25 protein-coding genes and 1 pseudogene are annotated in these 22,653 nt (G+C 64.0%); 15 read left to right on the top strand and 11 right to left on the bottom strand.

Annotated features, from left to right (window positions below; all coding sequences use genetic code 11):
- From H7A76_RS19160 to H7A76_RS19190, 7 genes are all read left to right on the top strand, one after another.
- Entirely contained in the window at window positions 1-999 is a 999-nt protein-coding gene (locus H7A76_RS19160) for a polysaccharide deacetylase family protein (protein ID WP_185699938.1), read from the top strand.
- Window positions 996-2,303 carry a lipopolysaccharide biosynthesis protein gene (locus H7A76_RS19165; protein ID WP_185699939.1) on the top strand — a complete coding sequence of 436 codons (1,308 nt, stop codon included), beginning with the start codon at window positions 996-998 and terminating at the stop codon, window positions 2,301-2,303. The genes H7A76_RS19160 and H7A76_RS19165 overlap by 4 nt, the downstream gene beginning before the upstream one ends.
- Window positions 2,303-4,225, top strand: coding sequence for a hypothetical protein (locus H7A76_RS19170; RefSeq protein ID WP_185699940.1), 1,923 nt, complete (start codon window positions 2,303-2,305; stop codon window positions 4,223-4,225). Before H7A76_RS19165 ends, H7A76_RS19170 begins: the two co-directional genes overlap by 1 nt.
- Window positions 4,222-4,923 (top strand): N-acetyltransferase, encoded by a 702-nt coding sequence (locus H7A76_RS19175; protein WP_185699941.1) that lies wholly within the window; start codon window positions 4,222-4,224, stop codon window positions 4,921-4,923. Before H7A76_RS19170 ends, H7A76_RS19175 begins: the two co-directional genes overlap by 4 nt.
- Window positions 4,920-6,047 (top strand): GNAT family N-acetyltransferase, encoded by a 1,128-nt coding sequence (locus H7A76_RS19180; RefSeq protein WP_185699942.1) that lies wholly within the window; start codon window positions 4,920-4,922, stop codon window positions 6,045-6,047. The genes H7A76_RS19175 and H7A76_RS19180 overlap by 4 nt, the downstream gene beginning before the upstream one ends.
- The gene (locus H7A76_RS19185; protein WP_185699943.1) at window positions 6,044-6,817 is read left to right on the top strand and encodes a carbohydrate deacetylase; all 774 of its coding nucleotides are present in this window, start codon (window positions 6,044-6,046) and stop codon (window positions 6,815-6,817) included. The genes H7A76_RS19180 and H7A76_RS19185 overlap by 4 nt, the downstream gene beginning before the upstream one ends.
- A gap of 94 nt (window positions 6,818-6,911) precedes the next feature.
- Window positions 6,912-7,286, top strand: a complete 375-nt coding sequence (locus tag H7A76_RS19190; RefSeq protein WP_185699944.1) for a hypothetical protein — start codon at window positions 6,912-6,914, stop codon at window positions 7,284-7,286.
- Between the two features lie 28 nt (window positions 7,287-7,314).
- On the opposite strand, the gene H7A76_RS19195 is transcribed toward H7A76_RS19190, so the two are convergent.
- Window positions 7,315-7,581: a DUF1652 domain-containing protein gene (locus tag H7A76_RS19195; RefSeq protein ID WP_185699945.1), complete on the bottom strand. Its 267-nt coding sequence runs from the start codon at window positions 7,579-7,581 to the stop codon at window positions 7,315-7,317.
- Between the two features lie 223 nt (window positions 7,582-7,804).
- Between H7A76_RS19195 and H7A76_RS19200 the strand changes: the two genes are divergently transcribed.
- Complete coding sequence (locus tag H7A76_RS19200) at window positions 7,805-8,110, top strand: NIPSNAP family protein (protein WP_185699946.1); 306 nt, start codon at window positions 7,805-7,807, stop codon at window positions 8,108-8,110.
- A gap of 42 nt (window positions 8,111-8,152) precedes the next feature.
- On the opposite strand, the pseudogene ilvA reads toward H7A76_RS19200, so the two are convergent.
- Window positions 8,153-9,166 (bottom strand): annotated as a pseudogene (gene ilvA, locus H7A76_RS19205) (threonine ammonia-lyase, biosynthetic); the annotation flags it as partial.
- A 275-nt stretch (window positions 9,167-9,441) separates the two neighbouring features.
- Here ilvA and H7A76_RS19210 point away from each other — a divergent pair.
- Entirely contained in the window at window positions 9,442-9,642 is a 201-nt protein-coding gene (locus H7A76_RS19210) for a ParD-like family protein (protein ID WP_011061386.1), read from the top strand.
- The gene (map, locus tag H7A76_RS19215) at window positions 9,639-10,403 is read left to right on the top strand and encodes a type I methionyl aminopeptidase (protein ID WP_185699947.1); all 765 of its coding nucleotides are present in this window, start codon (window positions 9,639-9,641) and stop codon (window positions 10,401-10,403) included. The genes H7A76_RS19210 and map overlap by 4 nt, the downstream gene beginning before the upstream one ends.
- 3 nt (window positions 10,404-10,406) lie before the next feature.
- On the opposite strand, the gene H7A76_RS19220 is transcribed toward map, so the two are convergent.
- Window positions 10,407-11,348: a magnesium transporter CorA family protein gene (locus H7A76_RS19220; RefSeq protein WP_185699948.1), complete on the bottom strand. Its 942-nt coding sequence runs from the start codon at window positions 11,346-11,348 to the stop codon at window positions 10,407-10,409.
- Window positions 11,349-11,355: 7 nt separating this feature from the next.
- Window positions 11,356-12,942: a RimK family protein gene (locus H7A76_RS19225; protein ID WP_260498019.1), complete on the bottom strand. Its 1,587-nt coding sequence runs from the start codon at window positions 12,940-12,942 to the stop codon at window positions 11,356-11,358.
- A gap of 94 nt (window positions 12,943-13,036) precedes the next feature.
- Here H7A76_RS19225 and rimI point away from each other — a divergent pair, with 94 nt between their 5' ends.
- Window positions 13,037-14,149, top strand: a complete 1,113-nt coding sequence (rimI, locus tag H7A76_RS19230; protein WP_185699949.1) for a ribosomal protein S18-alanine N-acetyltransferase — start codon at window positions 13,037-13,039, stop codon at window positions 14,147-14,149.
- A 3-nt stretch (window positions 14,150-14,152) separates the two neighbouring features.
- On the opposite strand, the gene H7A76_RS19235 is transcribed toward rimI, so the two are convergent.
- The 3 genes from H7A76_RS19235 to lpxO all read right to left on the bottom strand — a co-directional run bounded on the left by H7A76_RS19235 (window position 14,153) and on the right by lpxO (window position 16,842).
- Window positions 14,153-15,304 (bottom strand): PQQ-dependent sugar dehydrogenase, encoded by a 1,152-nt coding sequence (locus tag H7A76_RS19235; RefSeq protein WP_185699950.1) that lies wholly within the window; start codon window positions 15,302-15,304, stop codon window positions 14,153-14,155.
- 77 nt (window positions 15,305-15,381) lie between these two features.
- Window positions 15,382-15,747, bottom strand: a complete 366-nt coding sequence (locus H7A76_RS19240; protein WP_185699951.1) for a hypothetical protein — start codon at window positions 15,745-15,747, stop codon at window positions 15,382-15,384.
- A 195-nt stretch (window positions 15,748-15,942) separates the two neighbouring features.
- Complete coding sequence (lpxO, locus tag H7A76_RS19245) at window positions 15,943-16,842, bottom strand: lipid A hydroxylase LpxO (protein WP_185699952.1); 900 nt, start codon at window positions 16,840-16,842, stop codon at window positions 15,943-15,945.
- 359 nt (window positions 16,843-17,201) lie between these two features.
- Here lpxO and H7A76_RS19250 point away from each other — a divergent pair, with 359 nt between their 5' ends.
- Complete coding sequence (locus H7A76_RS19250; protein ID WP_185699953.1) at window positions 17,202-17,909, top strand: alpha/beta fold hydrolase; 708 nt, start codon at window positions 17,202-17,204, stop codon at window positions 17,907-17,909.
- Window positions 17,910-18,289: 380 nt separating this feature from the next.
- On the opposite strand, the gene H7A76_RS19255 is transcribed toward H7A76_RS19250, so the two are convergent.
- Complete coding sequence (locus tag H7A76_RS19255) at window positions 18,290-18,580, bottom strand: hypothetical protein (RefSeq protein ID WP_185699954.1); 291 nt, start codon at window positions 18,578-18,580, stop codon at window positions 18,290-18,292.
- Window positions 18,581-18,737: 157 nt separating this feature from the next.
- Window positions 18,738-19,574 carry a helix-turn-helix domain-containing protein gene (locus tag H7A76_RS19260; RefSeq protein ID WP_221775294.1) on the bottom strand — a complete coding sequence of 279 codons (837 nt, stop codon included), beginning with the start codon at window positions 19,572-19,574 and terminating at the stop codon, window positions 18,738-18,740.
- A 118-nt stretch (window positions 19,575-19,692) separates the two neighbouring features.
- On the opposite strand from H7A76_RS19260, the gene H7A76_RS19265 reads away from it, so the two are divergent.
- The gene (locus H7A76_RS19265) at window positions 19,693-20,259 is read left to right on the top strand and encodes a GNAT family N-acetyltransferase (protein WP_185699955.1); all 567 of its coding nucleotides are present in this window, start codon (window positions 19,693-19,695) and stop codon (window positions 20,257-20,259) included.
- 24 nt (window positions 20,260-20,283) lie between these two features.
- Here H7A76_RS19265 and H7A76_RS19270 read toward each other — a convergent pair whose 3' ends face one another.
- Entirely contained in the window at window positions 20,284-20,907 is a 624-nt protein-coding gene (locus H7A76_RS19270) for a hypothetical protein (RefSeq protein ID WP_185699956.1), read from the bottom strand.
- Between the two features lie 170 nt (window positions 20,908-21,077).
- On the opposite strand from H7A76_RS19270, the gene H7A76_RS19275 reads away from it, so the two are divergent.
- Entirely contained in the window at window positions 21,078-21,389 is a 312-nt protein-coding gene (locus H7A76_RS19275; protein ID WP_185699957.1) for a hypothetical protein, read from the top strand.
- 89 nt (window positions 21,390-21,478) lie between these two features.
- Here the strand turns inward: H7A76_RS19275 and H7A76_RS19280 are convergent, their stop codons facing one another.
- A complete protein-coding gene (locus tag H7A76_RS19280; protein WP_185699976.1) occupies window positions 21,479-21,745 on the bottom strand; it encodes a GNAT family N-acetyltransferase in 267 nt (88 codons plus the stop codon).
- A 75-nt stretch (window positions 21,746-21,820) separates the two neighbouring features.
- Between H7A76_RS19280 and H7A76_RS19285 the strand changes: the two genes are divergently transcribed.
- Window positions 21,821-22,549, top strand: a complete 729-nt coding sequence (locus H7A76_RS19285; RefSeq protein WP_185699958.1) for an XRE family transcriptional regulator — start codon at window positions 21,821-21,823, stop codon at window positions 22,547-22,549.
- Window positions 22,550-22,653 lie beyond the last annotated feature (104 nt).

Consider the following 22,653-nt stretch of genomic DNA (forward strand, 5'->3'; position numbering starts at 1 on the left):
ATGACCTTCAAACTAGTCCTCAAGCGCCTGCTGGGCAGCGCCTACCTGCACAGCGCCGGGCGCTCGCGCCTGGGCGAGGCCGGGGCGGTCCTGATGCTGCACCGGGTGCTGGCCGACTCCAACGCCGCGGCCAAGCCCCATCGCGCGCCCCTGTGCGTCGGCCAGGCCCAGTTCGAACAGTTGCTGCGCTGGCTGCGCCGGCATTTCGACTGCGTACCGCTGCAACAGCTGCTGGAGTTGCCTGGTGGCGACCGGCCGCGTGTGGCGCTGACCTTCGACGACGGTTGGCGCGACAACGCCGAAGTGGCCTTTGCGCTGCTGGAACGCTACGAAGTGCCGGCGAGCATCTTCCTGTCCACCGACTTCATCGGCAGCCAGCAGGGCTTCTGGTGGGAGGCGATCGGCGAAACCCTGTGGCAACAGGCCGACGCCGCTGCTGGCCGGCCATTGCTGGAGCGCCTGCGCGAGCTGCAACTGACGCCACCGCTGGAGCTGCTGCAGCCCGGCGCCAGCGATGCCCGCAGCCGCCTGCTCGGCAGCTATTTGCAACGCCTCAAGCGACTGCCCGCGACCACCCTGCAGCAACTGGCCGACACCTGCCCCGCGGGCGCCGCGCCGCACGCCATGGACTGGCCCCAGGTCAAGCGCCTGGAGCGCTCGGGGCTGGTGTCCTTCGGCCCCCACGGCGCCAGCCACGGCATCCTCACCCAGCTCGAGGACGCGGCCCTGCGCACCGACCTGCAACGCTCCCATGACACCCTGCACAAACGCTGCCAGGCGCCGCTGCCAGTCTATTGCTACCCCAATGGCGACCACGATCCCCGGGTGCGGGCCGCCGTATCCGCGCTGGGCTATCGCTACGCCCTGGGCACCCGGTCCGGCCTGATCGAGGCCAGTGGCAACGCCTGGCTGGCCCTGCCACGCATCGACGTCAGCCATGCCAGCGCCGCCCACCCCGGGCTCCTGGCCTGGCGCCTGTGGCAAGGCGCCCGGGCATGAAGCGCGGCGGCTATCTCTGGCACCTGGCCCTGAGCATGGGCACCCGCCTGGCGATGATCGGCCTGCGCCTGCTGCGCAACGTGCTGCTGGCACGCCTCCTGGGCCCGGCGGACCGCGGCCTGTTCGCCCTGCTCAGCACCCTGCCGGACCTGATCGCTGCGCTCACCAGCGGCGGTCTCAACACCGCGGTGGGCTATGAGGCGGCACGCCAGCGGCCCATGGGCCTGTTGCTGACCCAGGTACTGGTGTATGGCTGCCTGCTGGCCAGCCTGCTGACCCTGGCCGGCCTGGCGCTGGTCAATACCCTGGGCAGCCAGTGGGAACTGAGCCTGCAACTGGGCGACCTGGCCTGGCTGTTGTTGCTGGCGGTGCCGCTCACCGTGCTCAAGAGCGGGTTGCTGACCCTGCACAACGCCGACGGCCGGGTCGAAGCCTTCAATGCCTTGCGGCTGCTGGAATCCCTGGTGCCGCTGCTGCTGTTCGTCGGCCTGTGGTGGATCTGGCGCGAGCAACCGCTGGCCGCGGCGCTGGGCGGTTGGCTGGGCGGTACGCTGCTGGTGGTCGTGGTGGGCTGGTGCTGGCTGCGGCGCTGGCACGATGTGCGCCTGCGCTGGCAGACCGGGCAGCAACGCGAGCTGTTGCGCTACAGCGCCCAGAGTCATCCCGGGGTGCTGGCCCAGCAATTGATGCTGCGCTCGGACTACCTGTTCATCGGCGCCCTGCTCGATCCGGCGGCCCTGGGCTGGTATGCCATGGCCAGTGCCGCTGCCGAGCTGCTGTTGATCATTCCCGAGGCGGTGACCACCCCGCTGATGAAACGCCTGTTGCAACAAGGCAGCGGCATCGAGCAACTGACCGCCCTGGCCCTGCGCCTGACCGCCACGGTCATGCTGCTGGCCTGCCTGGGCATGGCGTTGATCGGCCAATGGTTGATCGTGACCTTGTTCGGTGCCGCCTATGCCCCGGCCTACAGCGCCCTCTTGGCATTGCTGCCGGGCCTGTTCGGCCTGTGCTACGCCAGCATCCTGCGCCTGGACCTGCTGGGCAAGCAGCGCCCAGGCAGCCTGTCGCTGCTGATGGGCGGCGGCGCCCTGCTGAACCTGGCGCTCAACGCGCTGCTGATTCCACGGCTGGGCATCGTCGGTGCCGGCCTGGCCTCGTCCATCGCCTACCTGGCGGTGAGCCTGGTGATGCTCGGGCTGTACTGCCGCCTGAGCGGCGTGGCCTGGTATCGCACCCTGATTCTGCTGCCCGCGGACGTGACTTACGTACACCAGCTACTGCGCCCCAAGGAAAAGGCCTGATGAAATCCCATGCCCTGATCGTCCTGCTGCTCGCGGCGCCCTCCCTGCAGGCGGCCCCCATGCAATGGGGCGATATCCGCGATGGCAGCCTGTACCTGCAGGCCAACGTCGCCGATACCCTGCACCTGCGCTGGAGCCCGGCCTGGCAAAGCGACGCCAACCAGGAACAGCTGTACCTGGTCGGCCCCGACGGCCAGCTGCGCCAGCAGGTGGATATCCCGGCCGACCAGGCCTACGGCCAGGACAGCATCCTGCTGCCCGCCGCCAGCGGCGACTACCGGCTGCAAGTGCCCGGCTACAGCTTCCGCAACTTCAGGATCGGCCATGACAGCGCCACCCAGGCCCAGTTCGAGCCCACCAAGGTGCATTTCAGCGCCGACGTACCCGACGGCACCGAGCTGTACTTTCGCGTTGCCGCCGGTGAACGAGCGGTGCTCGCAGGCAAGTACCACGGTGGCGTGAGTGTGTTGCAAGCGGTACGCCTGAGCGACGGGGCCAAGGTCCGACTGGGACTCGAGACCCACGATCAATACCCGCAATTCGACCAGGCCGAACTGCCGGTGGCCGAGCGCGACGAAGTCTGGCGCCTGTCCATGGGCGGCTCCGGCAAGGTCGGCTTCTGGCTCGACGGTACCGCCAACCTGTTCGCCCAGGACCTGCGCCAACTGCACCCCTTGCAATGGACCCCGGGGCACGTGGAACTGAACCTGCACCCACAACTGGCCGGCCCCAGCCCGCGCCTGGGCGTGGCCCTGCCCTACGCGCAACCGCCGCAGTCGACCTTCGAACTGCTGCGAGCCCTGGGCCCCCGGGCCGCCAACTTCTACAGCTTCGTCGACGTGATCAAGGCCGAGCCCGAGCGGGAAATCGCCTTTCGCAGGCTCTACCGCGAGACCTTTGGCGTCGACCGCGATATCACCCTGCTGGCGGGCACCGGGCGCAGGCCGGTACTGGAAGCCAGCCCTGAAACCCTGGCGGGCCTCGACGCCTGGCTGGACGACAGCACACGGTTGGGCAACCAGGGCCTGCATTACCTGGCGTTCGCCGACGAACCCAACCTCAACTATCCGAGCTACGCCGCCTTCGCCGCCTATTTCAGCCAGATGCTGGAACGCACCAAGGCCCATCCCGAGGCCCGGGCCGCCGGGGTGCGCATCGCCATGCCGGTGAGCTCGCGCCTGCTGGATGGGCCGTTCCGGGTTGGCGCTGGGCAACGCCGGGGGATCGACTGGGCACGCCAGCTGCTGGCCGAGCATGGTCCGGACATCGACGCCCTGGCCTGGCACGAATGGATGGTGCGCGACCTGCTGGCCACCCGCCGCTACCGCGCCAGCGTGCGCGCCGCCGCCGACCTGGTGGGCCTGGACGACCAGGGCCGGCCACACAAGGCATTGCTGCTGAGCCAGACCAATATTTCCAGCGGCCCGGACCTGAGCCCCTACCAGCAGGACACGCATTACGCCGGCCTGTGGTGGGCCTCGGTGGTGTTCAACGCGTCCCAGGATGGTTTGCTGGACATGCTCAACTGGTTCCAGGCCGCCGACGAGCCGGAGTATCCCAAGGGCATGCTGGCCCAGCATGGCGCCCGGCACTTCAGCCTCAAGCCGGTGGCCCTGGTCCAGCAGTTCCTCCAGCAGCATTGGCTGCCCCAGGTGCAGGTCCTGGACAACCCGGCCTTCGAGGTCGATGCCCTGGCCCTGCGCGACGGTCCGCGCCATAGCCTGCTGGGCGTGGCCAAGACTGCGCGCCAGCAGACCATCGAAGTCCCCATGCCAACCCACCACTGCCCGCCGGAACCGCAACTGACCTTGCTGGGCGCCGATGGCCAGGCCCGCCCCGCCAACGTGCAGTGCGATTCGGACCGGCTGGTGTTCCAGCTGCCCGGCGAAACCCTGTTTGCCTTGACCTGGACAACCCTATGAGTCGCTTGACCGGCCTATTGGCCAAGATCCGCCGCAAGGGCCTGCGCGGTAGCCTGCGAGTGCTGCGCGAACGCTTCTTCTATTACCACTGGGAGCTTCTGACCCTGGAGCGCTCCCTGGCCCTGCCGGTGCCCTGCCCCATCGACCCTGCACGCTGGCCCCAGGTGCCCATCACCCGGGAGCTGCTGCCAGCCTTCGACAAGTATTTCAAGGCCCAGCTACCGGCCATTCGCGGCCTGCTGGACAAGGGCAGCCGGGGCAGCGCGCACCTGGATCACCAGGGCAACGTGATGATGATGGTGTGGATCAGCGAGCGCGATTACTACGACGACCAGCTGTACCGCTGCTGGATGCGCGTGCCACCGGGCTGCCTGTATCAGTTCGCCGGCGAGTGCGCGCAGCCCTACCGGGGCTCGGGGGTGGTGATCCTGGCGCAGAAACTGCTCTGGGAGGAGTACCGCGAGCGAGGCTTCAAGAGCACCCGGGCCCTGGTCAACGTGCGCAACGAACCAGCGCTGAAGATGCACATGCGCCTGGGCTTCCAGGAAGTCGGCGAATCCCTGCATGTCTACTGCCTGTTTCGTTGCCTGCACTTCCATCACCGCCGCCCCTATCACCAGACCCGCTTGCACCAGCTGCGACGTGGGCGCCTGCTGGATCAGCAAGCCGGCACGAAGATCGACCAGGAGCGGCCATGACTCTGCGCTGGCAATGGTGCAGCGACCTCGCGACGGCGCAGTTCCCCGAGGCCGCCTATGAGCAACTGCGCGCCGCCAACGAGCGCGCCACGCCGTTCAATCGCCTGGGCTGGCTACGCGGCGCCGCCCAGGCCCTGGCCCCGGGCCAGGGGTTGCAGATACTGCTGGGCTGGCAGGAACAGCGCTTGGTGCTGTGCCTGCCATTGGTGGCCGCCCGCGAATCCCGCGGGGGGCTGCCGCTGCGCGTGGTGCGCCACCTTGGGCATCCGCTTTGCGATCGCCTGGCCTTGCTGGTGGCCGACAGCGCCCGGCACGCCATGCCCGAGGCGCTGCGGCAAATCCGTCGGCACCTGCCCCATGACCTGCTGCAACTGCACGAACTGGTAGCGGCCAACGAGCTGTTGGCGCCCTGGCGCCAGGCCAGCAGCTACGCCGAGCACGCGTTGACCTGCCGGGTACCGGAGCACCTGATTGTGCCCGCCGATGCCGAGGAGGCCAGTGGCACCTTGCGCTACGAATTGCGCCGGGCCAGGAAGCGCTGCGCAGAAATCGAGGCGCGGATCATCCGCGTAGCGCCCAAGCCCGAGGGGATCGATGAAATCCTGCAGAGGCTGTGCGAAGTCGAGCAGGCCAGCTGGAAAGGCACCGACGGCCTGGGGATCTTCTCCGGCGGACCACGCCGCCAATGGATGTTCAGCGCCCTGCGCCAGCTGGCCGCCGAAGATTGCGTGCGAATCGTGCTGCTGGAGCACCAGGGACGTTGCATCAGCTATCGCCTGGGCCTGTTGGAACGGGGCCGCCTGTACGACTACAACATCGCCTTCCTGGCCGACTACGCCAACCTGGGCAGCGGTCGCCTGCTGCTGGACGAATGGATCCGCTGGGGCCTGGAGGATGGCTGGCAATGGGTGGACGCCTCGCGGGTCAGCCTCAGCCGCTCCAGCCACCAGTTGCACGAACGCCTGAGCGGCCTGGTGGAACAGCAGCGCTGGAGCTTCTACAGCTGGCGCCCCCTGGGCCTGCTGGCGGGCCTGGGCGAACGCCTCTGGCAACGACTCAAACCTCATCTCAAGGCCTGGCGCGAACGACGTCAGGCCGCCCCCCCTGCGAAGGTGCGCCCATGAAGGACTTCCAGGCCAATGCGCCACGAGTGATCGTCAACGCCGACGACTTCGGCCTCGACCCGGACTACAACCAGCTGACCCTGCGAGCCTTCAAGAGCGGCGTGATCAGCTCCGCCACCTTGATGGCCAACATGCCGGCCTTCGAAGATGCCTGCCAACTGGCCCACCGGCATGAATTGCTGGGGCGCATCGGCCTGCACTTCAACCTGACCTACGGCCCGGCCCTGAGCCAGGCGATCCGCGGGCAACCGCTGTTCTGCGACACCCAGGGCCAGTTCGACCTGAACCTGCCGCGCTCGACCTTGCGCCTGCCGCGACCGGCCGCCGCCGCGGTGCTGCAAGAGCTTCAAGCGCAGTGGGAGCGCTGCCTCGCCCAGGGGCTGCGGCCCAGCCATATCGACTCCCACCAACACGTGCACAACCTGTGGCCGGTGGCGGCGATCGTCGCCCGCTTCGCCGCCCGGCAAGGGGTGCCGGTACGCCTGGCGCGGAATGTCGGGAGCAATATCGGACTCGCCAAATGGCTGTTCAAGACCGCGCTGAACCGGCGCATCCGCGGGTTGTCCGGCGCCAGTGCCGACTCAGTGTGCACGCCCAGGGATCTGCTGGAGGGCTTGCGCCCACGGGGCGTGGTCGAGGTGGTGGCGCACCCGACGCAATTGGCCGATGGCGATTTCGGCGACGACTACCTGCCGGCGCAGCAATCGTTGGAGCGACTGCTGGCCCGGGCGTTGCCCGGATATCGGCGGGTCGCCTACAGCGAGCTCTAGGAGAAACGTTAATGGACTGCGCTGAACGGACGGTTTTCCCAGGCTGCGCGGCGGGCTACCCTTGGCGCCCTTTTTCCTGGTGCAAGGAATCGCCATGTCCTGGTCGTTTCGTCGTCTGTGCAGCCTGACCGCCCTGATCTGCCTGTTGCTGGCCCTGGCCTGGGGGCTCGCCCCCGAACTGCTGCTGGCCCTCTGGGGCCTGGACTACAACCCGGTCGCGGGATTCGTCGCACGGCGCAACGCCTTGCTGTTCCTGGGGCTGGCGGTGATCTTCCAGCAGTTTCGCGACGTGGGCCACAGCCCTGCCCGCCAGGCCCTGGGCAATGGCATGGCGACCAGCTGTTTCGCCCTTGCCGGGCTGGGGACCCTGGAGTGGCTCAATGGCAATGCCGGGCCGGGCATCTTCCTGGCGGTGGGTACGGAATTGCTGCTGGGCCTGGGGTTCGTCCAGGCCCGCAGGCTTCCTTGAACGAGCGCGGTAGCCAGCGGCCCGAAGCTCAGTAATGCACCCGCCTCAGCGGTACGCCATGTCCGGAACCTTGGGCCAGGTCATGGCGCAGCCCGGCGATCAGCTCGTTGATTTCACGACAGCCATTGAGCTGCGCGGCGTCGATGCCGGTAACCAGCAGGTCGACACGATCGGGTTCATGTTCGCCGAACACCTTTACCGTCATCGACAGCTCGGGGCTCAGAGTGCATTGACAGCGCTTGGGCAAGAAGCTGCTTTCGATGATATTGCGCAGCTCCAGGGCAGATAGAAACATGGCGACTCTCTCCGTTGTTCGAGGCGGCCAATCGGCAGGCAGGCTGCCTGCGGACGACGTCCGTGTTCGAGGGTTCCAGGCCCGATCCTGATTGTCCTTACAGACGGGTCCACGCTACAGACTATGCGGCTTTGCCGAGTCTGTTAAATTCGATTTGGCTCTGAGCAGCGGCTTTTTCGAGCCGACTCGATGCCCTTCCCACACGCCACCAGGAGCAGTCGCCTTGATTACCTGCCACGTCAAATATGTGATCGATCCCTATCAACTGGCCGAGTTCGAAGCCTATGCCAAAGCCTGGATCAGCGTGGTGCAGCGCCTGGGCGGCAGCCACCATGGCTACTTCCTGCCCAGCGAGGGTGCCAGCAATATCGCCTATTGCCTGTTCAGTTTTCCCTCCCTGGCGGCCTACGAGGCCTACCGCCAGGAGGCTCTGGGCGATCCGCAAAGCGTGGCGCTGGTGGCCTCGGTGATGGAGAAGAAGTTCATCCTCAGCTACGAGCGCAGCTTCCTGCGTCCCCTGCTCTCCTGAACCCAGGCGGCGTCCGGCTCAGGCCGGCTGCGGCCCATTGCACAGGGCGGCACGCTCGGCCACGTGGCGCAGACTGTCGAAATTGATATTGGCCCCCGAGTCGATGGCCACCAGGGTCTGGCCGCGCACGCCGGTCATGGCCACGTACTGCTTGATCCCGGCCACCGCCAGGGCTCCGGAAGGTTCGGTGATCGAACGGGTGTCGTCGTAGATATCCTTGATGGCCGCGCAGAGCTGGTCATTGCTGACGCTGATCACCTGGTCCACGTGCCGCCGACAGATTTCATAGCCATGTTCGCCGACCTGGGCCACCGCGACCCCGTCGGCGAAGGTGCCCACCGAGGCCAGGGTCACCCGTTCCCCGGCGGCCAACGATTGCTGCAGGCAGTTGGAGTGCTCGGACTCGACGCCGACGATACGGATTTCCGGCCGCAGGTATTTCACATAGGCGGCGATCCCGGCGATCAGCCCACCGCCGCCCACCGGGACGAAGATCGCATCCAGCGGCCCCTGTTGCTGGCGCAGGATTTCCATGGCCACTGTGCCCTGCCCGGCGATCACATGGGGATCGTCGAACGGCGGTACGAAGGTGCGCCCGCTGCGCTCGGCCAGCTCCAGGGCATGGGCCAGGGCGAAGGGAAAGCTGGGGCCGTGCAGCAGCGCGTCACCGCCACGGCTGCGCACCCCCAGGACCTTGAGCTGCGGGGTGGTCTCGGGCATGACGATGGTGGCCTGGATCCCCAGCTCCCGCGCCGCCAGGGCCACGCCCTGGGCATGATTGCCGGCGGAGGCGGTGATCACCCCGCGCTGCTTCTGCTCGCTGCTCAATTGCGCGAGGCGGTTGTAGGCGCCGCGGATCTTGAAGGAAAAGGTCGGTTGCAGGTCCTCGCGCTTGAGCAGGATCTGGTTGCCCAGGTGCTGGGACAACGCCGGCGCCGCCTGCAACGGCGTGCAGATGGCCAGGTCATAGACCGGCGCGGCAAGAATCATCTTCACATAGCGCTCCAGCAGGGCCATGTCGGCACTCGGAGTGGGCGTTGGGCTGGGGCGGCTCATGATGGATCTCCTGGCTGTGTGCGAAGCCCGGGAGACAGAGAGAAAAAACCCGCCTCCAGGGCGGGTTGGGTGCAGTCGTCAGCAAGCCCGCCAATGAGTAATGGCGGTAATAATGCTTGGCTGGGGACGAATGGCGGAAAAAGTCATGGACGCAAAACTAGCGAAATAATCGACCTGTCGCAAGCATCCGGAAAAACAATCGCACCGGCCACTTGAGGTGAAATATACGAAACATATATGATCCGCATATTCCCCCTCAGAGAACCTAGCGCGACATGGGTATCGTCAAGATCTCCGATGAACTGCACGAACAGATCCGCGTGGCCAGCGCCGCCATGGATCGCTCGATCAACGCCCAGGCCGAGTTCTGGATGAAGATCGGCCTGCTGGCCGAGCTCAATCCGCACCTGGCCTACAACGACCTGATCAACAAGCTCTTGTTGAACAAACCCGACCTGCTCAGGGGCCGCGCATGACCCAGGCCCTGATCAAGACCGCCGATCAACTGGCACTGATGCGTGAGTCCGGGCGCCTGCTAGCACAGGTGTTCACCTACCTCGACGGTTTCGTCGGCCCGGGCCTGTCGACCCTGGAGCTGGACGCTGCCGTGGAGCATTTCATCCGCCACCAGCTCAAGGCCCGCCCCGCCAGCAAGGGCCAGTACAACTATCCCTACTGCATCAACACCTCGATCAACGAAGTGGTGTGCCATGGCATGCCCCATCCAGAGGCCGTGCTCAAGGATGGCGACATCGTCAACATCGATATCACCCTGGAGAAGAACGGCTACATCGCCGACTCCAGCAAGATGTACCTGATCGGCAATGTCGGCCCACGGGCCCGGCACTTGGTGGATACCACCTTCCAGGCCATGTGGAACGCCATCCGCCTGGTACGGCCCGGCGCCCGGCTCGGCGATATCGGCCATGCCATCCAGAGCCATGCCCAGGCCAACGGCTACAGCGTGGTCCGTGAATATTGCGGCCACGGCATCGGCCGGCAGATGCATGAAGAACCGCAGATCCTGCACTTCGGCCGGGCCGGCACCGGACTGGAACTGCGCGAGGGCATGACTTTCACCATCGAGCCGATGCTCAACCAGGGCAGCGCCCGGGTTCGCAGTCTCAAGGATGGCTGGACCGTGGTCACCCGCGACCACGGCCTCTCCGCCCAATGGGAACACACCGTGGCGGTGACCCGTGACGGCTTCGAAGTGCTGACCCTGCAACCGCAATAGGCCTCAGCCAGCCCGCTCGCGGCGGCCCCCCAGCCGCCGCAACCCCAGGGCCATGCCAACCGCGGCCAGCAACATCGCCAGCAACAGCAGCGAATAGGACAACCACCAGGGCGTGCCGGCGGTCATCATGCTGAATTCGGACATGCCACCGATGCTGGCGATCAGGTTCAGCGGCAGGAACACCACGTTGATCAGGGTCAGCTTGCGCAACAGCTGGTTGCTGCTGTTGTTCATCAGGTTGCCCCGGGCATCCATCAACCCGGCGAACACCGTGGAATAGATCTCCGCCTGCTTGTAGCACTGGTCGTTCTCGATGATCAGGTCGTCGATCAGGCCGATGGCCTGGCCACAGAAACGCTCCTTGGCGGCGTGGTTGCGCAAGCGGGTCAGGACCGCGCCGTTGCTGCGCAGGGCATTGAGGTAGTGGATCAGGCTTTCGCTGAGGTTGAACATCTGCAGCAGGTGGCGGTTCTCCAGGGTCTGGTTGAACTTCTGTTGCAGCTCGCGGGCCACCAGCTTGATCACCTTCAGGTGCCCCAGGTAGTGATGGATGTTGTTGAGCAGCAAATCCAGCAGCACGTCCTGCGGCGTGTGCAGGTCGTGCCTGGCGCCCAGGCCGTGCAGCGGCGTGTCGTCAGCGGCGATCACCAGCAATCGCTCCGGGGCGAACAGCAAGCCGCAGGAAGATACCTCGAAAGACAGACTGCCAGCGCCGGAATAGTTCTCCGGGCGCTTCCAGATCAGGAACAGGTAATCGGGGTGAAACTCGATGCGCGAGACTTCGTCCGGGTCCAGCGCCGAGTCCAGGGCATGGGCATCGAGCTTGAAAGCGCTGTGCAGCAGGTCGCGCTCGGCCAGGTCCGGATCGCTGAACAGCATGACCTGCGCCTCGAGGCCAGGCACCGGGCACAGGCCGCCATGGCTCAGCCGATAGCTCTGGATCATCGCAACCTCACCAGGCCTGGCCCCGCCGCTTGAGTTCGAGACGACGGACGAATTCCTCCAGCACCAGGCAATACAGGTCGTCCTGCAGGTAGGCATCCTCGATGCCGGCATCGAGGTTGGGATTGTCATTGACCTCGATCACCACCACCTTGTCGCCGGCTTGCTTGAGGTCGACCCCATACAGGCCGTCGCCAATCAGGCTGGCGGTCTTGACCGCCAGTTCCACCACCGCCCGTGGCGCCTCGTGGATCGCCAGGGTCCGGCATTCGCCGTTGATGTCCTGGCCCTTGGCCTTGTGGTTGTAGATCTGCCAATGGCCCTTGGACATGAAGTACTGGCAGGCAAAGATCGGCTTGCGGTTGAGCACGCCGATGCGCCAGTCGTACTCGGTGTAGAAGAACTCCTGGGCCAGCAGCAGGACCGAATGCTCGAACAGTTCGGCGGTGGCTTCCAGCAGCGCCTGCTGGCTCTCGACCTTGATCACCCCCCGGGAGAAACAACCGTCGGGGATCTTCAGCACCAGGGGAAAGCCCAGGCGCTCGCCCACCCGCTCGAAGTCCTGCGGTCGCTCCTTGTACAGGATCTCGGTAGCCGGCATCCCCAGTTGGTGACCCTTGAGCAGGTCGCTGAGGTAGACCTTGTTGGTGCAGCGCAAGATCGAAGCCGGATCGTCCATCACCACCAGCCCTTCGCTCTCGGCCTTCTTGGCGAAGCGGTAGGTGTGATTGTCGACACTGGTGGTTTCGCGGATCAGCAAGGCGTCGTATTCGGCCAGGCGCGTGTAGTCCTTCTTCTCGATCAGCTCCACATCGATCCCCAGCCCCTTGCCGACGCGAATGAAATTCTCCAGCGCCCGGGCATTGGAAGGCGGCAAGGCTTCCTGGGGATCATGGAGGATAGCCAGGTCATAACGGGCCAGGCGCCGGGAGCGCGGAACACGCCAGACCTTGCGACTGAAACTGTCCAGGGAGTTGGCGAACTGATCTTCCTGGTCTTCTCGCAACTTATGCAGGGCGCCGCACTTCACACCCTCGATGTGCCAGCTGTTAGTTCGTTTGAACTCAACTAACAAGATTGGGCATGGAAACAACTCGAATATCTGCCGGGCCAACTCCTGCAGGGGTTCTATATGGGTCCGGCCGAAATACAGAGTCAGGGTAAAGCCTTCGGTATCGCTGTACAGATGATGGCTCAAGGCCTTTTCCAGGGTCTTGTCCAGATCGTCCAGCGCCAGGCCGTAGAGGGCCTTGCGGGTCAGTTCGCTGATGGTCCGAACCGAAGGAATCACCCGGTGACCACGGGCCTCGGCCAGGAGCGAGCAATAATAACCATGCCCCAGGTACTTGTAGCTGCGGCACAGGTTGATGACCTGGACCCGCTTGCCCGGGGTGCTTGCGCAGCTATGTTCCAGGTACTCCTGGGCGGTGAGGATATCTTCACTGGGGAAATACGAGGCCCAGTCTTCCTTGCGCTCGACAATGATGATGACTTGGCTGGAGACTTTATCGATTGCCGACAAATAACTTGTCGAAGTGATTGCCGCCGGCAAACTTTGCCCGGATACTTCTGGCCAATGATTTTGTACCGCTGACATAAAGTTCGATCTCGCTGAAGAAACCTGACCCTTTCTATTAAGCACGAACTTTTTTTGAAGTCTCGTTTCATTACGCAACTTTTACGGCGGTCATATGGATCTTGTCTTTCGCACTGCAACCCCCGACGACCTGGCAGCCCTGGTGGAGTTGGAACAGCAATGTTTTACCAGCGACCGCCTGACCCCGCGCAGCTTCCAATGGATGATCAGCCGCGCCCACGGGCAACTGCTGGTGGCCCAGCACCGCGAGCGGTTGCTGGGTTACGCCCTGGTGCTGTTTCACCGCGGCACCTCCCTGGCGCGCCTGTACTCCATCGCCATCGCTGCCGATGCCCGGGGGCTGGGCCTGGGCAAGCGCCTGCTGCAACGCATCGAGGACTGCGCCCTGGCCCACGACTGCGCCTACCTGCGCCTGGAGGTGCGCAGCGACAACCCCACGGCCATCGCCCTCTACGAACGCCACGGCTATCGACGCTTCGCCAGGCTCCACGACTACTACGAGGACCATGCCGACGCCCTGCGCCTGGAAAAGCGCATCCGCGAGCCTCGGGAGACCCGCAGTATCCGTGTGCCCTACTACCAGCAGACCACCGACTTCACCTGCGGACCGGCCTGCCTACTGATGGCCATGGCCGCGTTGCAACCGGCGCGACCGCTGGAGCGTCGCGAAGAGCTGCAGATCTGGCGCGAAGCGACCACGGTCTTCATGACCGCCGGCCACGGAGGCTGCAGCCCCCAGGGCCTGGCCCTGGCGGCCTGGCGCCGGGGCTTTGGCGTGCGCCTGCAAGTCAACAGCGCCGGGCCGCTGTTTCTCAACGGCGTACGCGACGAGCATAAAAAAGACGTCATGCGCCTGGTCCACGACGAGTTCTGCAAGGCATTGGACGCCAGCGACGTGCAACAGGTGCTCGGCGGGCCGCTGGAGCTGCCGCGCCTGCTGGATGACGGCGGCCAGCCATTGGTGCTGATCAGCAGCTATCGCCTGACCCGCTCCAAGGCGCCCCATTGGGTGATGGTCACCGACTGCGACCAGGATTTCGTCTACCTCCACGACCCCGATGTCGACCATAGCCAGCACCGCCAGGCCATGGATTGCCAGCATCTGCCGGTGAGCCACCGGGAGTTCGACAAGATGTGCAGCTTCGGCAGCAGCAAGCTGCGGGCCGCCGTGGTGCTCTACCCACGCCAGTCCGCCCAGGGTGCTTGAGGCTTACTCCAGGCCGAGCCGGTACAGCACGCCCGAGTCTTCATCGGTGAGGACATACAGATAACCGTCGGGCCCCTGGCGCACGTCGCGGATGCGCGCCTTGAGCTCACCCAACAAACGTTCCTCATGCACGACGCGGTCACCATCGAACTGCAGGCGGATCAGTTGCTGGCTGCTCAGGGCACCGATGAAGGCGTTGTGTTGCCAGGGCTTGAAGCGATCGGCAGTGTAGAAAGCCAAGCCGCTGATGCCCGGCGACTGTTCCCAGACATGCCGCGGCGCGACCGTGCCCGGGGCGGTTTGTCCGCCAGATTCGGGGATCGGCTGGCCCGAATAGTCGATGCCATGGGTTGCCAGGGGCCAGCCATAGTTCTTGCCCCGCTCGATGATGTTCAGCTCGTCACCACCTTTGGGGCCATGCTCGCCTTCCCACAGCGTCCCGCTCCAGGGATTGAGCGCCGCCCCCTGGGGATTACGTTGGCCGTAACTCCAGATTTCCGGACGCACACCGGCCTGGCCAACGAAGGGATTGTCCTCTGGTACCCGGCCATCGGCGTACAGGCGCACGACCTTGCCCTGGAGCTTGTCCAGGTCCTGGGCGGTGGGCCGCACGTTGTTCTCTCCCAAGGTGATGAACAGGTAGCCGTCGTGGTCGAACACCAGCCGCGAGCCGAAGTGGTTGCCGGTGGAGAGCTTCGGTTCCTGGCGGAAGATCACCTGGAAGTCCTTGAGCCCACTGCCATCCTCGGCCAGTCGGCCACGGCCCACCGCGGTGCCGGCAGTGTCGCCCTGGCCACCACCCTCGGCGTAGGACAGGTAGACCAGGCGGTCCTGGACGAAATCCGGCGACAACGCCACATCCAGCAGGCCGCCCTGGCCTCGGGCCCACACCGTCGGTACGCCATTCAAGGGCGCCGAAAGCTTGCCCTCGGGGCTCACCAGGCGCAGGTTGCCCGGTCGTTCGGTGACCAGCATGCCCTGGCGATCCGGCAGGAACGCCAGGGCCCAGGGATGGTCCAGGCCTTGCACCACCGGGGCCAGGCTCAAGGTGCCGTGTTCACTGGCGAATGTCTGCTTCTCGACGGCCAGGGCCGGTGTGGCGTTGGCCAACAGGACGCTGGTGCACAAGGTGGTGAACAGGCTTCTACGCAACATACTGGTTTCCTTCTATGGATCGAGGGGCTTCCCTGGTGGCCGCTGGTACAGCGCTCCCTGGCAAGGCCGTGGGCGTCTCAGCGCCGGTTGCCATTGGCGTCGTAGCTGGGGGCTGGCAAGCGTGGATCGGGGTTGGGCCGTTGTACCCCTCCACGAGGATAGCCGTTGCCGATCCCGCCGTTCTCCAGGGTGGGCGCCGGGCTCGAGGGCACAGTCCCGGGGACGCGTACCGGCGGGTTGGCGGGCTGGGTCCCTTGCATACTGTTGGGATTGGCCCGACGAATCGGGTTGCTGTAGGGATCGTTATTGCCGCTGTTGGGCAGGTTCTGCGCGAGTCGCCAGGTGTCCGCCACCTGGCTGTAGGGTTCCGGGGCGGCCCAGGCGGTGCCGGCGGCCCAGGCCAGGACAAGGAATGCGGCAAGGCCGCGAGCCGGACTGTTCATGGCAGGTCTCCTCGGGAGCGAAGGTATCGGATTCGATTCCACGCTACGCCCGGGGTTCGGCTTTGTTAATCAAATAGTCTTGAGGCAGATGTAACGCCCGGTATCCACGGGAGGATGTGGGCACCGGGAATGGCGGGCCTCCTCAGGGTCGGCGGATGGCTGACCGCTGAAGAGTTCGCATACAGGCGGGGGTCATCAGATATAGATGAACAGCAACAGCAACACGGCGAAGATCGCCCACTTTTCCAGGTAGTAGCGCGCGCGATTGCGTTTTTTCAGCTCTTTGCCCCGCAGGCGGATCTTGTACAACCGGTTGAAGGCCCGATTCAGGCCGCCGGTCTTGTCGCCCGCGTCGTTGGGCGAGCCGGCCGCCGACATCACGGTACGGCTGAACCAGCCATTGAACGCTGCGGCCCAGCGGTATTTCATCGGTCGCTCGACGTCGCAGAACAGGATGATGCGGTTCTGCTCGGTGGTGTTTTCCGCATAGTGGATATAGGTCTCGTCGAACATCACCGCTTCACCGTCGCGCCAGTGGTAGCGTTCGCCGTCGACCTCGATGTAGCAACCCTCGCTGTTGGGCGTGGACAGCCCCAGGTGATAGCGATAGGAACCGGCATAGGGATCGCGATGGCGAACCAGCTTCGAACCGGGGGGCAGTTCGGCGAACATCGCGGCCTTGATCGAGCCGATGCTCTGTACCAGCTCGGTGGTGCGCGGGCACAGCTTCATCGCCGAAGGATGGCTGTCGCCGTACCACTTGAGATAGAAGCGCTTCCAGCCGGTCTTGAAGAACGAGTTGAAACCCACGTCGTTGTACTGGTCGGAGCGCTTGATCTCGCCGGCCTGCAGCAGGCTCTGCCCCTCGGCGCGGATCTCTTCCCAGTGCTCCTTGAGCTTTTCCATTTCCGGGAAGTCCGCCGGGTCCAGGTACGGCCGGTTGGGATGCTTGGAGAACAGGTAGAGGAAGCAGTTGATCGGCGCCAGGAAGGTGGAGTGGTCACTGAGCTGGCGACCCAGTTTGTGGCGCACTCGCCCCCGCAGGTGTACGTATGCAATGGATAGAACGTATACAGCGGCAATGATGAGTTTCACGGAAATCGTCACACGTCAGAAGGGAACATGCTGCGCCTGCACAAACCCGCTGGTCCGGAGGCAAATGGCAGCGTCTGAATTGAAAAAGCGTGACTGGCGATACTCTCCGTCGCCAGTCCGGCTCTCGGCATCTGGCCGTCGGCAGGCATTTTAGCCACAGTTTGTAACCAAGGGTTAATCCAAATTTGTGAAAAGCTGCGGGGGCTTTGTAGCCGCGCTCCGCTATTGCCGCAGGTATTGATGCAGCTCAATGGACAGGCACTTTGCCTCCTCAGCCTCGCGACGGCTGTGTGCGAGGGATGAGACGGCGTATGCTGCGCGCCACTGACTTCCCTCGCCCGGCAAGGATCGCCCGAACCATGCTCCCGCCACGCTTCCCGACGCTGGTACTGCTGCCCGGAATGGACGGCACTGGCCGCCTGTTCGAACCACTGCTCAAGACCCTGGGCCCTGACGTGCCAGTCCAGGTGCTGGACTATCCCGCCAACCTGCCGCTGGATTATCCCGCCCTGCAAGAACGGGTCTGGGAGCAGTTGCCCAAGGATCGGCCCTTCGTACTCCTGGGGGAGTCTTTTTCCGGCCCGGTGGCGGTCGCCCTTGCCGCACGCCAGCCAGCAGGCCTGCTGGGCCTGGTGCTGTGCGCCAGTTTCGTACGTAACCCGCGCCCCGCCTTGAGTCCCCTGATGGGGCTGCTCAAGCTCATCTCCCTGCATCATTTGCCGTCGTGGCCCATGGCGGCACTGCTGCTGGGCAGGCTTTCCACCCCGGGACTGCGTACAGCCCTGGCCGGGGCCATAGCCCAGGTAGCGCCATCGGTGCTGCGGGCGCGCCTGCTGGCCGTGCGTGATGTGGACTGCAGCGCGGCATTGGCCGCATCGCAGTTGCCGCTCATGTACCTGCGCGCCCGCCAGGATCGACTGGTGCCCGCGGCGGCAGCGGCCTTGATCCTGCAGCTGCGCCAGGATGCCCAGGTAATCGAGATCGATGGCCCCCATTGCTTGCTCCAGGCCGCGCCGGCAGAAGCCGCGCGGCCTCTGCGGCATTTCATCCAGGCCTTGCCGGGCTAACCGCACCAGGAGTCGACTTCGGTTCCGCTGAACGCCAATGGTCCAGGGTATGAGCCCGACAGCGATGCCAGGAAGCCCGAAACAGCCCCCGGCAGGCCACCGATGGTAGAGCCCGGGGAACAATGACATCAGCGGGTCGTTGGTGCTCTCCTGCACCAGGGTCCCGTGCATGTTGGCCCGATTGTCCCGCGTATTGATCGAGCAGGTGATGGCCCTGGATCGCTCCCCGGTGGACCTGCCCTTCCCTACGGATCCGCGGAGCGTGCACCGGGCCAGGCTATTGCGTCACCACCCCGTGAGCCAGGCGGCTGGGAGCCAGCGCGCGCACCATAGAGCGGCTGCATGCCCGGACAATGAAAAGACCCACGCGCAGATCGGGCTCATGACCGACAGGATTGGGCGGAGGATCGCTCGAGAAAGGCGGCCTTGAGCATCGCCAGGCACAGCAGGATGATCGCTGTGCCCGCGACAAGGGCCAGGCAACGCCATGGCCAGTCCAGATCCGGGGCAAAACCTGCAATCACCGCAGCAACACCCAGGCCCAGCAGGAGCAGGAAGAGGAAAACGGCAATCAGCCAGGTGCCGAAGAACAGGACGCGCCATGGCCATTTGTTGCGTTTGATCGGTGAAGCGCGTTCGACGCGGGAGGAATGTTCGTGCTGCATATCCATCGCAAGACCAGTTGTTCCATGCAAGGAAACCTGGCCGGACCTTCAGGTTCAGGTCACTCCTCGACCCGGTCCCCAATTGAGAGGGGTGGAGGATCGGGCCGGGAATGAGGGCCGAATGATGCCAAATGAACTTGCCCCCGACAACCGCCAAACTCGCTCAGCCTTTGCGGTATTGGCTCAGGCCCAGGCCGGTATGGCGCTTGAAGTATTTGCCGAGGTAGGACGCATCGGCAAAATTGAGCTCTTCAGCGATCCGCCGCACCGGCTTGCGTGGCTGGGCCAGCTGTTTCTTGATCTCCAGCACCACCTGCCTGTCGATCAGCGTCTTGGGCGCGTCGTTGAAATACCTTCGCGACAGCTGTGCCAGGTAATAGGGGGTCACATGCAACAGGCCAGCATAGAACGCCACCTCGCGCTGCTGCCGACAGTGCAGCGCGATCAACTCCCAGAAGCGCCAGCAAAGCGCTTCCGGCCTGCTGAAGTCATTGCTGGTCACGCTCTGCAAGTCGACTCTTTCGCAAAGCCACAAGAACAGGTTCTGGAAATGGTTGACCAGCATCACTCGCCGATGGTTCGCGACCTGCTCCTGGATGATCGCCGCCTGACGCTCCCAGGCTTGCAAGAAGGCCTGAAATTGTCGATTGGCGCGCAAGAACGGCGAACGACTCAAGAACACGAACAGGCTGTTGGGCAACGCGGCGGCCACCTCTGCCGCGATGGCGCGATTGAGCAGATAGCAGCGACAGGCAAAGTCATCCGATCTGTGCCTGAACCAGGCGATCGAATCCTCGGCGAGAACCAGAAAGTCGTTTTCCGTCACCTTGTACGGCTGGAAATTCACTTCCAGTTCAGCGCTGCCCTGCTGGCACACCAGCACCACCACATAGGCCAAGGCCAGGGGGAGCCCCTGGTCCCCGTCGAACCGGCAGCAGCCGATGAAGAAATCCTCGCAACCGTTCACCGTCAGGTCCGATACCACTGCCCAGGCCTCCAAGTGCGTCTGCTGTTTTGAAAATTACTTTTTTTGCCCCAGCCCATGCATTGCCCCTGTCCTGACGGATTTCCACAATGGCGCTGGGCATTTTGCGCCACAAATTTCAGGAAAACACCTCATGTTGAACACCCAACGCCTTGTCCTGCGGCCCTGGCGGGCCAGCGACGCGTCCAGCCTCTACCAGTACGCCAGCGACCCGCGAGTGGGTCCGATCGCCGGCTGGCCAGTGCATGAAAGCGAAGCGCAGAGTTTGGAAATCATCCAAACGCTATTTTCACGTCCGCACGTCTACGCCGTGACGCGCAAGCATGACGACGTGGCCATCGGCCTGGTGGGATTGCTCGTTGGCCAGGACAGCCATTTCGAGATCGCCGAGAACGAGGCGGAAATCGCCTATTGGATTGGCGTGCCGTTCTGGGGCCAGGGCCTGATTCCGGAAGCGGTCAGGGAACTGATGCGCCACGCCTTCGTCGATCTGGAGCTCGGCGCCCTCTGGTGCGGCTACTTTGCCGGGAACGAACAATCGTTCCGGGCCCAGGCCAAGTGCGGCTTCAAGTACCACCACAGCGAAAGCGGCAAATTCAACCCGTTCATGAACGACTACCGGGACGAACACATCAGCCACATCGGCAAGCAGGAGTGGCTGATGCTCCAGCGGCACAGCTCGCCATCGCTCCCCGGCTGAGGACGTTGCAGGAGTCCAGGCTCGCTACTTGGCGGGCGCATCCCAGCAATCGGCCTTGCGCGAGCAGACATCGTACCGGCGATCCATCAATGCCATGCGATCCAGGTGCGCCTTGGTGGCCGCACGAAAGGACTCATCGCTCTTGATCATGTACTGCGAAGTCCTTTGCGCCATGCGCGCGCCCCACTGGCGCCGGCTCTTGTCATCCAGGGCTTGCGGCCCACTGGCCAGCTTCTGCAGTACACCGTCGTCGACACGGTTCAATTCGTCGCGGTAAGCCGCGACGTACTGGTCTCGGGCCGCATCGTGTTGATGGTTGAGATCGTATTGCATGGCTTCCAGGTTCTGTTTGTATAGCGCCCAGTAAGCCTCGGGCAAGCGCACAGAATCCGCTTTCTTCAGGGCGGCGATACGTGCGTCATTGTTGGTGTCGGCTGCCAGCACCGGCTTGCCCGCGGATACGACGACCGCGTCATTGGCGATGATCCGCTCGATCAAGGCACTCCGGGCAGCGCTCTGGGGCAAGGGTTGGCCCAGAGGTTCGAGCGTCACGGCCTCGGCAGTCACGGAGGCCGGGGGAACGGCGCAACCTGAAACCAGCAGGCAGGTAGATATCAGGGTCAAGACGAAGGCATTGCGAGCGAACATGAGCTCTCCATGAGCAACGAAAACGGGCGCGCGCAGCATACCCAAGATGCCCTGCGAAACTGTACTCGTCGGAAAAAATAATGTCGCTTTGATAGCTATCAGCACCCAACACAAACCCACTGAAGAGAACTGGCATACTTCGCGGCTGAACCACTCAGCGGAATCGCCACATGGATGCACAAGAATTCGTAGCCCTTTGGAAAGCAGAGAAACGCCTGGTCCAGGAAGAGCTCCGCCATGGGACTGGAACCGCCGCCCAACAGTTCAGGGCCCTGGAGCTGGATGAAGGGCAGTCGCAAAAGCTGTGGGAGGCCATGGATACGGCGCTGACCGATATTTTCTACAGCCTGCTGTTGGGCCTCGATGGGGCCGCGGCCATTGGCGGCGAACAGCATGACTATCAACTGCGAGAGGAAGGCGGAAGCCTCATTTCAGGAAGCGGCGAGATCGAGGCTGAAGCCTTCGAGCAGTTCCATTCCTGACGAAAAACCCGGCTGTGCACTGACGATTGCTCAACCTCGGTAATTGATGCATCGAGACGCTGGGCCTTTCACCTGGTTCTTCGTGCGGATCAGCTCGGAGCATCGCGCTGCACCTTGAATACCCGGCTTGGAGGCTGGTCCGACACATCATTCAGTTCACCGCATAGCCGCACGCCAATCTTCTCCAGCACCCGGATCGACGCTCCATGGCCGGGCCTGACCAGCCTGTAGACCTCCGGCGGGCCCAGTGGCTTGAATGCGTGTTCCAGCGCAGCGAGTCCCAATTGGGTGGCATAGCCCCTGCCCCAAGCTTCGACCGCGGAGCGCGATCCCAGGTTGATATGCTGCTCGGACAGGTACCTGAGAGGCCGTCCATCGAATTATAGGAAAACCGATTTGCCACATATGGGAGACCCCGTAATACTCCCGCCATGGAATTCAAAGATCGCCTCAAGACCGCCCGCCGCCACGCCAAGCTCAATCAAACTGAACTGGCTGCACGCGCAGGTATCACACAGACCTCGATCTCCGATCTGGAGCGAGGAAAGTCCAAGGCCACGGCCTTCGTGGCGCAAATTGCCTCTGCCTGTGGCATATCCGCGCTGTGGCTGGCCGAAGGTGATGGCCAGATGCTGGTTGCCGACCGGGAGAGTCCCGTAACGCGGGCACCGAAGATCGAACTGGACGCTATCGAGACTTGGGACGAAGACACTCCCCTTGCTGACAATGAGGTCTATGTCCCCTTCCTCCGGGAAGTGGAACTGGCTGCCGGTTCCGGACGTTTCGTGATCGAGGCCAGCACCACCGCCCACCTGCGCTTCTTCAAGAAGGACCTGCGTCAGAACGGCGTGCAGTTCAGCCATGCAAGATGCGTATCGGTGAGCGGGAACAGCATGATCCCGGTACTGCGTGATGGCGCCACGGTTGGCGTTAACTGTGCCAGGCATACGCTGAAGGATGTGGTCGACGGCGAGATGTATGCCCTCGATCACAACGGCCAGTTGCGAGTAAAACAGCTCTACCGCCTGCCTGGCGGCTTGCGCCTGCGTAGCTTCAACCGGGAAGAACACCCTGATGAAGACTATGGCTTCACCGAGATCCAGGAACAGCAAATCTCGATCCTGGGCCATGTGTTCTGGTGGGCGATGTACTCGCGCTGATACCTGCTGTTTTGTAATCCCTCCAGGCGTTTGACCAACGTCATCCCCCCAGCTTCTTGTGAGCCCGTCATAGGCGGGTTTCTTTGCACGACAAAATATAGGAA

The sequence above is a fragment of the Pseudomonas sp. MSSRFD41 genome (assembly GCF_014230245.1).
Taxonomy (GTDB): domain Bacteria; phylum Pseudomonadota; class Gammaproteobacteria; order Pseudomonadales; family Pseudomonadaceae; genus Aquipseudomonas; species Aquipseudomonas piscis.